We start from the raw sequence: 11,741 nt of genomic DNA, 5'->3' as shown, positions 1-11,741 counted from the left end.
GAAGTTTCACTTTGGGGTCTGGGGGCGACCCCCAGGATTCTTCTGCACGGCCCAACATGGGCCGTCATCACGTACGTACTGCTATGAAGTTGCGGTCAGCTCGCCAGTCGGCGGCCGGCGTCCTCGATGCGGTCCGCGATGGAACCGTTGATGACCTCGTCGCCGACCTGCACCCTGATTCCGCCGAGGACCTCGGGGTCCACGTCCAGGTTGAGGTGCATCGTGCGGCCGTAGAGCTTCGCGAGGGCGGCACCCAGGCGCCGCTTCTGCGGGGCGCTCAGCGGAACCGCCGAGGTGACGACTGCCACCATGCGGTCCCGGCGATCGGCGGCCAGCTTGGACAGGGACTCGAGTCCCGCTTCCAGGCTACGTCCCCGCGGCGCGGCGACAAGGCGCGTCACCAGACGCTCGGTGGTCGGGGCCGCCCTGCCGCCGAGGAGGCTGCGCAGCAGCTCACTCTTGGCCGAGACGGTGGCCTTGCGGTCGGTCAGCGCGGCGCGCAGCTCGGTGTTCGAGGTGACGATCCGGCCGAACCGGAACAGCTCGTCCTCGACACTGTCGAGCGTGCCCGCCTTCTGGGCCGCGGTGAGGTCGGCGAGGTTCGCCAGCTCCTCCAGGGCGTCCACCAGGTCGCGCGACTGCGACCAGCGAGAACGCACCAGGCCGGACACCAGGTCGACGGTCGAGCCGCTGACCTGGGATCCGAGCAGTCGCTGGGCCAGCTCGGCCTTGGCCTCACCGGCCTGTGCCGGGTCGGTCAGGACCCGACGCAGGGACACCTCGCGGTCGAGCAGCGCGGTGACGGCGGCCAGCTCGTCGGCGAGCGAGCCGGCGTCCACGGACGTGGAGTCCGTCAGCGCGTCCAGTCGCTCACGTGCGGCTGCCAGGGCGTCGCGGCTCGCTCCGTTCATCGCGCGGCCTCGGCCTTCTCCTCGAGCTCGCCGAGGAAGCGGTCGATGACGCGGCTCTGCCGGGCGTGGTCGTCGAGGGACTCGCCGACGAGCTTGCCGGCCAGGTCGGTGGCGAGCTTGCCGACGTCCTGGCGCAGCGCCGACGAGGCGGCCTTGCGGTCGGCCTCGATCTGGGCGTGACCGGCGGCGACGATCTCCTCACGCTGCCGCTGGCCTTCCGCGCGCATCTCGGCGATGAGCGTGGCGCCCTGCTCCTGCGCCTCCTGGCGCAGACGCGCGGCCTCGTGACGGGCCTCGGCGAGCTGAGCCTTGTACTGCTCAAGCACGCTCTGGGCCTCGGTCTGCGCGGCCTCGGCCTTCTCGATACCGCCCTCGATGGCCTCGCGGCGCTCTTCCAGAACCTTGTTGATGTTCGGGAGGAGCTTCTTGGCGAGGAAGCCGAAGACGATGACGAAGGCGATGAGGCCGATGACGAGCTCGGGGATCGGCGGGACGAGGGGATTCTCCATCTCCTCGGCCGCCACGATGAGCAGCTGGCTCATGTGTATGCCTTTCGTCTAGTCGGCTGGTCCGGGGGCGGTTTAGTTGTAGCCGTAGACGAAGGGCATGACCAGACCGATCAGGGCCAGCGCCTCACAGAAGGCGAAGCCGAGGATCTGGTTGGCACGGATCAGGCCGGCGGCCTCGGGCTGACGGGCCAGGGCCTGGGTGCCGTTACCGAAGATGATGCCGACGCCGACGCCGGGGCCGATCGCGGCGAGGCCGTAACCGATGGAGCCGAGCGAGCCGGTGACAGCGGCAAGGGTAGACATGCCAGTTCTTCCTTTTCTCTACGGACCGGTGGGGGTTGGCCACCGGACGGCTTGGTCGGGTGCGGGTGGCTCAGTGATGCTCGGCCAGCGCGCCCTGGATGTAGGTGCAGGTCAGCAGGACGAACACGTACGCCTGCAGGGCCTGGATGAACAGCTCGAAGGCGGTCATCACGATGGTCATCACGAACGAGACACCCGCGTACGCGATGCCGATGCCGTTCAGCAGGTACCAGCTGGCGATCGTGAAGAGCAGCAGCAGGGTGTGGCCCGCGAACATGTTCGCGAAGAGTCGCACGGCGTGCGTGAACGGGCGGATCAGGATGTTCGAGAAGAACTCGATCGTCATCGCCAGCGGAAGCACCGGGCCGAGCGACTTGTCGTAGCCCGTCACGTTCTTGAAGAAGCCGACGAAGCCGTGCCGCTTGAAGGTCAGCGAGACCCACAGGATGTAGACGAGCAGGGCCAGCACCAGCGGGTACGAGATGATCGACGTCACCGGGAACTGGGCGATCGGGATGACCGACCACAGGTTCATCATCCAGACGAAGAAGAAGAGGGAGACGACGAGCGGTACGTACTTCTCGCCTTCCTTCTTCCCGATGGTCTCGTAGACGACCCCGCGCCGGATGAAGTCGTAGCCCGCCTCGGCCACCATCTGGAGCTTGCCGGGAACGACCTGCGGCTTACGGAAGGCGGCCCAGAAGAAGCCGACGATGATGATCGACCCGAGGAGCGCCAGAAGCATCGTCTTGTTGAAGTACACGTTGCTGTCCCCGTCGCCCCAGATGGGCTCGAACAGGAACGAGTGCAGGCCGGGAGAGGGGAAGCCACAACCATCGAAGATGTGGCAATCGGTCTCGAAGGCGAGCACCTGCGTCGGGTCAGCACTCACCGCGGGCTCCTTCAGCGTGACGCATAGGTACGGCAACCTCGTTGTGTCGGCGCGGCATGCAGCCGCGGTTCGGCACGGGACTGGTGTTTCGGATGTGGGGGCGGCTCTTGGGCATCTCGCCTCGCGATTGAACAGGCGTCAGCTCAGATGCCCGCGCCCGCGATGCCGCAGTTGGCACCGGACGATAGCAGGAGATCTCGTGCGCCTTTATTCCGGCCCTACCCCTCACGACGAGTGCCCCGATTTTTCGGGCTCGACGTAGAGAATCTTGGACTTCATGTGCGCACGGGTCTGCGCGGCGATCCAGGCGAGGGTGCCGGCGACCAGCGTGAACGCGAAGGCCCTGGGGTGGAAGAGCGTGGTGTGCTTGAACGCGGCCAGGAAGACGAACAGCAGCAGGATCTGGGTCGCGTACAGCATGAGACCCATCGCCTGGAAGAGGTGCGGAAGCGATTTGGCAGTGCGCTGCAGAATGTAAAGGCCCAGCCCCATGAAGAGGATCACGACCAGCGTCGCGACGACGGCTCCGACCGCTCCCTTGCCACCGGCGACCACACCACTGACGACGGCGGCAATCGCGCCGACGGCAGCTGTGGGTACAGCGGCCTGGAGGAGGATTCGGACGTCGTTGGACGGCATGGCGGCAACTCCGCTTTCGCAGGGGGGCAGGGTGTCGTCATGGACGAGCGTAGTCCCCGGGCCGAGTGTCGAGATCTCGCACCAATGAACCGTCGCACTGCGGTCCTTTGGCTCTATCCGGGTTCTCGTGAACCGTATCACAAACTATTTGATGCGGTCTTTACCAAGTGGGTGTGCTCGCTGTCACACATGAGAGTGACAGTGCGCGTCTGTGCAAGAACCGGGGTGTCTTGTCTGGTATTGGGCGGCTTTGCTTCCCCACGAGTTGGCAATGCTCTAGTCAGATTCTTACCTTGTGACGTCAGCACGAGGGGCCTGCCTTCGCCCGTCCAGGACGTGTGAACGAGCGCCGAGGGCGGTCGCCCCGTTGACACCCGCCACACCCGTGACCACGGAGGTACGGCCCTTCTCGTCCTCCAGCGGTGCCGCGGGCACCAGGTCCTCGACGGCCTGCCGCCGACGGCGGTAGCGCGGCGGCAGGAGGTGCTCGGCCCAGCGCGGGGCGCGCGGGGTGAAGCGGGGCAGCAGCAGGAGGAGGAGCCCGATCGCGCTGAGGATGACCACACCCAGGACGATCCACATGGACGCCGAGTTGACCGAGTAGGCGAGCGTGCCGAAGGCGATCAGCGCCGACCAGAAGTACATGATCAGTACCGCGCGGCTGTGCGAGTGGCCGACCTCCAGCAGGCGGTGGTGCAGGTGCCCGCGGTCCGCCGCGAACGGCGACTGGCCGCGCCAGGTGCGGCGCACGATGGCCAGCACCAGGTCGGCGGCCGGGATCGCGATGATCGTGAGCGGCATCACCAGCGGGATGTAGATCGGCACCATTTGGTGTACCGCACTGCGCTCCGACCCGCTGAACAGGTTGTCCGGGTCGACCTGCCCCGTGATGGAGATCGCGCCGGCGGCCAGCACCAAGCCGATGAGCATCGAGCCCGAGTCGCCCATGAAGATTCGCGCCGGGTGCATGTTGTGCGGCAGGAAGCCCACGCACATGCCCATCAGGACCGCCGCGAACAGCGTGGCCGGGGCGGCCGCCTCGATGCCGTACGAGTACCAGATGCGGTAGGCGTACATGAAGAACGCGGCCGACGCGATGCACACCATTCCGGCGGCGAGGCCGTCGAGACCGTCCACGAAGTTGACCGCGTTGATGGTGATGACGACCAGCGCGACCGTCAGCAGAGTGCCCTGCCACTGCGTGAGCGCGACTGTGCCGACGCTGGGGATCGGCAGCCACAGGATCGTCAGACCCTGCATGACCATCACGCCTGCGGCGATCGCCTGGCCGCCCAGCTTGATCAGCGCGTCGATCTCGAACTTGTCATCCAGGACGCCGACCAGCCAGACCACCGCCGCCCCGGAGAGCAGCGCACGCGGCTCGTTCGACTCCGCGAAGACCTCGTTGAGGTTGGCGAGGTGGTCGGCGACCAGCAGCCCCGCGCACAGACCGAAGAACATGGCGATCCCGCCGAGCCGCGGAGTTGGCTCCCGGTGCACGTCACGTGCCCGGATCTCCGGCATCGCTCCGGCAACGATCGCGAACTTCCGTACCGGCCCTGTCAGCAGATACGTCACCGCGGCCGTCACGCAGAGCGTCAGCAGGTATTCACGCACGGGCTTCCCCACAGGTCTCGCTGGCCATCTCAGCCCCACACACTAGCGATGCACGCATACCGTTGGGGACTTTCGGGTAGCGACGATGGTTGCACGTGTGGCTGTGTACGGATGTGCGCCTACCCACGCTCAGCCGGGATAGGGCGGAAATCCGCCGACCAACTCCCGTACATCTTCACGAGCCCGCTGGGCCTCGGTCTCCCCTCTGAGCACCTGCCCGAACAGCATCGCGATCCGTGCCATCTCCAGCTCCCCCATGCCCTGCGTGGTCACCGCGGCCGTGCCCAGGCGCAGTCCACGGGCGTCACCGTGAGGCAGCGCACAGCAGTCGAGCACCACGCCGGCGGCGGCGAGACGGCCGCGGGCCGAGCGTCCGTCGACGCCCAGCGGCGCCGTGTCGACGGTCACCAGATGGGTGTCGGTCCCGCCGGTGGTGACCACGAGGCCCTCGGCGGCCAGCCCGGCCGCCAGCACCCGCGCGTTGGCGACCACCTGGTGGGCGTACGCCGTGAAGGCCGGCGTCGCCGCCTCGCCGAACGCGACGGCCTTGGCGGCGATGGTGTGCATCTGGGCGCCGCCCTGAGTGAACGGGAACACCGCCCGGTCGACCCGCTCGGCCAGGTCGGCCCCGCACAGGATCATGCCGCCGCGCGGACCGCGCAGCACCTTGTGGGTGGTGGCGCACACCACATCGGCGTACGGCACCGGACTGGGCGCCGCTCCCCCGGCGACGAGCCCGATGGGATGGGCGGCGTCGGCGATCAGATAGGCGCCCACCTCGTCGGCGACCTCACGGAAGAAGGGGTAGTCGAAGTGCCGGGGATAGGCGATGGACCCGCACACGATCGCCTTCGGCCGGTGCAGGCGGGCGAGCGTGCGTACCTGCTCGTGGTCGATCAGCCCGGTCTCCGCGTCCACCCCGTACCCGACGAAGTCGAACCAGCGGCCGGAGAAGTTGGCGGGCGAACCGTGCGTGAGGTGACCGCCGTAGGGCAGGCCGAGGGCGAGGACGGTGTCCCCGGGCCGCAGCAGCGCGGCGTACGCGGCCAGCACGGCCGACGATCCCGAATGCGACTGCACGTTGGCGTGCTCGGCCCCGAACAGCGCCTTCGCCCGCTCCACGGCGACCCGCTCGGCGACGTCCACGATCTCGCAGCCGCCATGGTGCCGGGCCCCTGGATACCCCTCCGCGTACTTGTTCGCCAGCGGTGAGCCGAGGGCGGCCAGCACGGCCGGCGAGGTGAAGTTCTCGGCGGCGACGAGCTGCAACGTCGTCGCCTGCCGGTCCGCCTCCCCGAGCAGGATCTCGGCCAGCTCGGGGTCCTGCCGCCGCAGGGCATCGACGGTCTCTGGGGCATGGGTGACCGACATGGTGGACTCCGGGCGTCGACGATGGCGTACGTCCAATGTAGGCCCGGGGCGGGTGGGGTGCTCGGCTGTTACGCCTTCGCGGGGACTCCGGTGGGACGGTGACCACCGGGCGGCCACGTCACATACGCGCGGGCACCCCGGTCAGCGCCGTCACCACCGGATCCAGGGCCTGGTGTATCTCGTCCCCGATCGAGCGGAAGAAGGGCAGCGGGGCACCGTACGGGTCGTAGACCTCGTCCGCCTCCGCCGTCGGGGCCAGCAGCCACCCGCGGAGCGCCGCGGCCGCGCGGACCAGGGCGCGGGCGCGGGCCACCATGCCGTGCTCCAGGGGCGGCAGGGTCGCCGGGTCTATCGCCTTCACCAGGCGGGTGAACTCCTTCAGGGTGAAGGTGCGCAGGCCCGCCGAGTGGCCCATGGAGATGACCTGGGCGCGGTGGTCGCGGGTCGCGGTCAGGACCAGGTCGGCCATGATGACGTGCTCGTCGAGCAGTTCCCGGCCGATGAAGCCGGAGGCGTCGGCGCCGAAGTCGGCGAGGACCGCCTCCGCGTTGGCCTCCATGGGCGCGCCCTCGTGGCCCCAGGTGCCCGCGCTCTCCACGATCAGCCCGCCCCACAGGGGGTCGCCGAGCCGGTCCGCCAGGGCATGACGGGTCAGCCGCTCGGTGATCGGTGAGCGGCACACGTTGCCGGTGCTGACGTGGAGGATGCGGAAGCTGTCACGCGGTAGCCCTGTGAAGGTCCGCGTCTCTTCCCCGTCCCATATGCCACGCCCCGCGTCAGGGGCCGTCAATTCGCCACCTCGAGGTCGGGTACGACCTTCCTGAGCTCGTCCGCGGAGATCGCGCCCGCGCGCAGCAGCAGGGGCACCTCGCGGGTGACGTCGACGATCGAGGACGGCACGTTGCCCGGGGTCGGGCCGCCGTCCAGGTACACGGAGACCGAGTCGCCGAGCATCTCCTGGGCCGCGTCGCAGTCCTCCGGCGCGGGGTGGCCCGTGAGGTTCGCCGAGGAGACCGCCATGGGGCCGAACTCGGTCAGCAGCTCGATGGCGACCGGGTGCAGCGGCATCCGTACGGCGACCGTGCCGCGGGTGTCCCCGAGGTCCCACTGGAGGGACGGCTGGTGCCTGGCGACCAGCGTGAGCGCGCCCGGCCAGAACGCGTCGACCAGCTCCCAGGCCAGCTCGGAGAAGTCGGTGACCAGGCCGTGCAGCGTGTTCGGGGAGCCGATGAGGACAGGGGTGGGCATGTTGCGGCCGCGGCCCTTGGCCTCCAGCAGGTCGTGCACCGCTTCCGAGGAGAACGCGTCGGCGCCGATGCCGTACACCGTGTCGGTCGGCAGCACCACGAGCTCGCCACGGCGGACGGCGGACGCGGCTTCGCGCAGACCGGTCGTGCGGTCGGTCGCGTCGTTGGTGTCGTATCGCCGAGCCATGTCTAGCGGGCCTCCTCGTACACGAAGTACACGTTCAGCTGCGGGTCGAGAGTCTGCGGGGTGCTCACGGCATCGCCCGGCGGGCGGTCGCGAAGCGCGGGCGGTTGTTGAGGTCGGGATGGTCGGCCGCGTCGGCCCAGCCCCGTTCCTCGGTGAAGATCCACGGCACCTGGCCGCCCTGGGTGTCGGCGTGCTCGATGACGACGACCCCGCCGGGACGCAGCAGCCGGTGCGCGGTGCGCTCGATGCCGCGGATCAGTTCGAGGCCGTCCTCCCCCGAGAACAGGGCGAGTTCGGGGTCGTAGTCCCGCGCCTCGGGAGCGACGTACTCCCATTCGGTGAGCGGGATGTACGGCGGGTTGGAGATGACCAGGTCGACCTGGCCGTCGAGGTCCGGGAAGGCGTCCAGGGCGTTGCCCTGACGCAGGTCCACCCTGGACCCCTGCACGTTCTTGCGGGTCCACCGCAGGGCGTCCTCGGAGAGCTCCACGGCGTGCACCCGGGAGCGCGGGACCTCCTGGGCGAGGGCCAGCGCGATGGCGCCGGAGCCGGTGCACAGGTCGACGATCAGCGGCTCGACGACGTCCATCGCGCGGACGGCGTCTATGGCCCACCCGACGACCGACTCGGTCTCCGGACGCGGGACGAACACCCCGGGCCCGACCTGGAGTTCCAGGTACCGGAAGAAGGCCCGTCCGGTGATGTGCTGCAGCGGCTCGCGCTGTTCACGCCGGACGATGACCTCCCAGTAGCGGGCGTCGAAGTCCGAGTCCTTCACGGTGTGCAGCTCGCCCCGCTTCACGCCGTGCACGAACGCGGCGAGCTCCTCCGCGTCGTTGCGCGGCGAGGGCACGCCGGCGTCGGCCAGCCGCTGGGTGGCCTGGGCTACCTCAGCGAGCAGCACGCCTCGGGGGTTGGGGGGCCGCCCCCCAAATGATTGCTGCACGCAGGTCCTCCGTGTCGTACTCGTGCGTGGGTACGTCCTTACGCGTTTATACGTCCTTACGCGCTCACGCGGCCGCCAGCTTCGCCGCCGAGTCCGCGTCGACGCAGGCCTGGATCACCGCGTCGAGGTCGCCGTCCAGGACCTGGTCCAGGTTGTACGACTTGAAGCCGACGCGGTGGTCCGAGATGCGGTTCTCCGGGAAGTTGTACGTGCGGATCTTCTCGGAGCGGTCGACGGTGCGGACCTGGCTGCGGCGGGCGTCGGCGGCCTCCCTCTCCGCCTCCTCCTGCGCCGCTGCGAGCAGCCTGGAGCGCAGGATACGCATCGCCTGTTCCTTGTTCTGCAGTTGGCTCTTCTCGTTCTGGCAGGAGGCGACGACTCCGGTGGGAATGTGCGTGATGCGCACCGCGGAGTCGGTGGTGTTGACCGACTGGCCGCCGGGTCCGGAGGAGCGGTAGACGTCGATGCGGAGGTCGTTCGCGTTGATCTCGACGTCGACCTCCTCCGCCTCGGGCGTGACGAGGACACCGGCCGCGGAGGTGTGGATACGGCCCTGCGACTCGGTCGCGGGCACGCGCTGCACGCGGTGCACGCCGCCCTCGTACTTCAGGCGGGCCCAGACGCCCTGGCCGGGCTCGGTGGCACCCTGGCCGCCCTTGGTCTTCACGGCGACCTGGACGTCCTTGTAGCCGCCCAGCTCGGACTCGGTGGCGTCGATGATCTCGGTCTTCCAGCCGATCCGCTCGGCGTAGCGCAGGTACATCCGCAGCAGGTCACCGGCGAACAGGGCGGACTCGTCGCCGCCCGCGCCCGCCTTGATCTCGAGGATGACGTCCTTGTCGTCGCTGGGGTCGCGCGGCACGAGCAGCAGGCGCAGCTTCTCGGTCAGCTCCTCGCGCTCCCGCTCCAGCTCCTTGACCTCGGCCGCGAAGTCGGGGTCGGAGGCGGCGAACTCGCGCGCGGTCTCCATGTCGTCGCCGGCCTGCTTCCAGGAGCGGTACGTGGCGACGATCGGGGTGAGCTCGGCGTAACGCTTGTTCAGCTTGCGCGCGTTGGCCTGGTCGGAGTGGACCGACGGGTCGGCGAGCTTCGTCTCCAGGTCGGCGTGCTCGGTGACGAGTTCCTCGACGGCCTCGAACATCTTGGGCTCCTGATACGGCGATGAGGGGGAAGGCGGGCGACCAAAAACGCCGGTCCCGGTGCGCCCGGGGAAGGGGCGCGACCGTGGACCGGCGAATGGGGGCTCGCTACTTCTTGGAGCCGGCGGCCTTGCCGAAGCGGGCCTCGAAGCGGGCCACGCGGCCACCGGTGTCGAGGATCTTCTGCTTGCCCGTGTAGAACGGGTGGCACTCGGAGCAGACTTCGGCGCGGATGGTTCCGCTGGAGATCGTGCTACGGGTGGTGAACGACGCGCCACAGGTGCAGCTGACCTGCGTCTCGACGTACTCGGGGTGGATGTCGCGCTTCAAGGTGTCTCCTAGTTTCGGGAGGGCGCCGGGTCGCCACCGCAGGATGCGGAAGCGTGAACCGGGACCGACGTACCAGTCTGCCAGGACTGGGCGCATCCCCCAAAACCGGGGGACGTGCCGTTCTATTCCCCGGGCTCCGCGGGGGCCGTTCGACCGGCCGCCGCCGACTGCCGACGGTCACGGTCGGCTACCGTCGGCTACGGCCGACTGCTTCCGGCGGCTGCCGGCCGCTTCCGGTTGCCGTCGACTACGACGAGGTCACGACACCGGCGGCGTCGCCCTTGGCGTTGCCCTCGGTGGCCGACTTGGGGATCGCCCGGTCGTTCTCCAGGGCCGTCCACACCTGCTTGGCCTTGCTCTTCTGGACGATCACGCGGTTCATGTTCGTCGGGTCGTACTGGACCGGCATCGTGACCATCTTCATGTTCGAGGAGCTGATGCCCTTGAGGCCGTCGGCGAACGACATGAGCGAGTTGACGGAGCCGAGGTCGGAGTCGGTCGTCACGGCCTTCGTCGCGGTGTTGGCGAGGTTGTACAGGCTCTTGGGGTTGCCGAACAGGTCGACGTGCTTGACCTGGTTGATCAGTGCCTTGATGAAGGCCTGCTGGAGCTGGATACGGCCGAGGTCGGAGCCGTCTCCGACGCCGTGCCGGGTGCGGACCAGGCCGAGGGCCTGCTCGCCGTCGAGCTGGTGCCTGCCGGCCTTCAGGTCGAGGTGGCTGTCGGGGTCCTTGATGGCCTTGGTGGTGGTGACCTCGACGCCGCCGAGCTCGTCGATGAGCTTCTGGAAGCCGCTGAAGTCGACCTCCAGGTAGTGGTCCATGCGGATGCCGCTGAGGGACTCGACGGTCTTGACCGCGCAGGCCGCTCCGCCGGTGGTGTACGCGGAGTTGAACATCACGCCGGACGCGGCGTCGTGCTCGACGCCCTTGGCGTCGGTGCACTCGGGGCGCTCGATGATGGTGTCGCGCGGTATGGACACCACGCTGGCCTTCTTGTGGCCCTGGTAGACGTGCACGACCATCGCGGTGTCGGAGCGTGCGCTGCCGTCGTCGGTGCCGCCGCCGAGCTTCTTGTTGTTGCCGGAACGGGTGTCCGAGCCGAGGACCAGGATGTTCTCGGAGCCGTTGTCGACCTTGGTGGGCCGGTCGGTGCCGAGGACGGAGTCGATGTCGACGCTCTTGATGTTGCCGTTGAGCTTGAAGTACAGATAGCCGGCTCCGGTGCCGCCCAGGACGACGATGCCCGCCGCCACCCAGGCCATGATCAGGACACCCTTGCGTTTCCCACGGGGTTTACGGCGGCTGCCCTTGGCTCGATGGCGGCCTGTGCTTCCGGGCTCTCCCGGTATGCCGGGCTCCGGTGTGCTCTCGGCGGACATGCGCTCCTCGAATCTGGTCCGGTCGGTTACCCCCTGCTTTCAGGGCCAGATGCGGTCCGGGTGGACCCGTACCGCACCATCGTCGCTCCGCCTGGTCAGACGGCGGAACTCGGGAAAGGGTTGCACAACGCACGGTGACCGCCCTGTGGGCAGGCAGCCACAACACGTAACGGATTCTTCCGGCCAAACACCGTTCACCTGCGGTTTCGGCCAAAGATGCGGTACGGCGGGAAATCGCCGCTTACGAAGATCCTTGTGGCAAAGGTCTC

At 68.6% G+C, this 11,741-nt stretch carries 13 protein-coding genes; all 13 read right to left on the bottom strand.

The genetic code is table 11. From position 1 onward, the window contains the following. Window positions 1-95 precede the first annotated feature (95 nt). Entirely contained in the window at window positions 96-911 is an 816-nt protein-coding gene (locus tag ACFYRY_RS18105; RefSeq protein ID WP_389145931.1) for a F0F1 ATP synthase subunit delta, read from the bottom strand. Beyond that, window positions 908-1,453: a F0F1 ATP synthase subunit B gene (locus tag ACFYRY_RS18100; RefSeq protein ID WP_389145928.1), complete on the bottom strand. Its 546-nt coding sequence runs from the start codon at window positions 1,451-1,453 to the stop codon at window positions 908-910. The genes ACFYRY_RS18105 and ACFYRY_RS18100 overlap by 4 nt, the downstream gene beginning before the upstream one ends. A gap of 39 nt (window positions 1,454-1,492) precedes the next feature. After that, window positions 1,493-1,723 carry an ATP synthase F0 subunit C gene (atpE, locus tag ACFYRY_RS18095; protein WP_187826499.1) on the bottom strand — a complete coding sequence of 77 codons (231 nt, stop codon included), beginning with the start codon at window positions 1,721-1,723 and terminating at the stop codon, window positions 1,493-1,495. A gap of 70 nt (window positions 1,724-1,793) precedes the next feature. Continuing rightward, complete coding sequence (gene atpB, locus ACFYRY_RS18090) at window positions 1,794-2,615, bottom strand: F0F1 ATP synthase subunit A (RefSeq protein WP_389145925.1); 822 nt, start codon at window positions 2,613-2,615, stop codon at window positions 1,794-1,796. Window positions 2,616-2,840: 225 nt separating this feature from the next. After that, complete coding sequence (locus tag ACFYRY_RS18085; protein ID WP_389145922.1) at window positions 2,841-3,254, bottom strand: hypothetical protein; 414 nt, start codon at window positions 3,252-3,254, stop codon at window positions 2,841-2,843. Window positions 3,255-3,542: 288 nt separating this feature from the next. Further along, window positions 3,543-4,871, bottom strand: coding sequence for an MraY family glycosyltransferase (locus tag ACFYRY_RS18080; protein ID WP_389145919.1), 1,329 nt, complete (start codon window positions 4,869-4,871; stop codon window positions 3,543-3,545). 129 nt (window positions 4,872-5,000) lie between these two features. After that, the gene (glyA, locus tag ACFYRY_RS18075) at window positions 5,001-6,242 is read right to left on the bottom strand and encodes a serine hydroxymethyltransferase (protein ID WP_389145916.1); all 1,242 of its coding nucleotides are present in this window, start codon (window positions 6,240-6,242) and stop codon (window positions 5,001-5,003) included. Between the two features lie 118 nt (window positions 6,243-6,360). Next, window positions 6,361-7,032, bottom strand: coding sequence for a protein-tyrosine-phosphatase (locus ACFYRY_RS18070; protein ID WP_389145913.1), 672 nt, complete (start codon window positions 7,030-7,032; stop codon window positions 6,361-6,363). After that, window positions 7,029-7,676: an L-threonylcarbamoyladenylate synthase gene (locus ACFYRY_RS18065; RefSeq protein WP_356763798.1), complete on the bottom strand. Its 648-nt coding sequence runs from the start codon at window positions 7,674-7,676 to the stop codon at window positions 7,029-7,031. Before ACFYRY_RS18065 ends, ACFYRY_RS18070 begins: the two co-directional genes overlap by 4 nt. Before the next feature lie 64 nt (window positions 7,677-7,740). Continuing rightward, window positions 7,741-8,580, bottom strand: a complete 840-nt coding sequence (prmC, locus tag ACFYRY_RS18060) for a peptide chain release factor N(5)-glutamine methyltransferase (RefSeq protein ID WP_389145910.1) — start codon at window positions 8,578-8,580, stop codon at window positions 7,741-7,743. A gap of 106 nt (window positions 8,581-8,686) precedes the next feature. Beyond that, window positions 8,687-9,763: a peptide chain release factor 1 gene (gene prfA / locus ACFYRY_RS18055; RefSeq protein ID WP_389145907.1), complete on the bottom strand. Its 1,077-nt coding sequence runs from the start codon at window positions 9,761-9,763 to the stop codon at window positions 8,687-8,689. Window positions 9,764-9,869: 106 nt separating this feature from the next. Then, window positions 9,870-10,091 carry a 50S ribosomal protein L31 gene (gene rpmE / locus ACFYRY_RS18050; protein ID WP_093720256.1) on the bottom strand — a complete coding sequence of 74 codons (222 nt, stop codon included), beginning with the start codon at window positions 10,089-10,091 and terminating at the stop codon, window positions 9,870-9,872. A 247-nt stretch (window positions 10,092-10,338) separates the two neighbouring features. After that, window positions 10,339-11,472, bottom strand: coding sequence for an LCP family protein (locus tag ACFYRY_RS18045; protein WP_389145904.1), 1,134 nt, complete (start codon window positions 11,470-11,472; stop codon window positions 10,339-10,341). Between the last annotated feature and the right edge of the window lie 269 nt (window positions 11,473-11,741).

The sequence above is a fragment of the Streptomyces sp. NPDC005263 genome (assembly GCF_042872365.1).
Lineage (GTDB): Bacteria > Actinomycetota > Actinomycetes > Streptomycetales > Streptomycetaceae > Streptomyces.
This window is presented reverse-complemented; position numbering and strand designations above follow the sequence as displayed.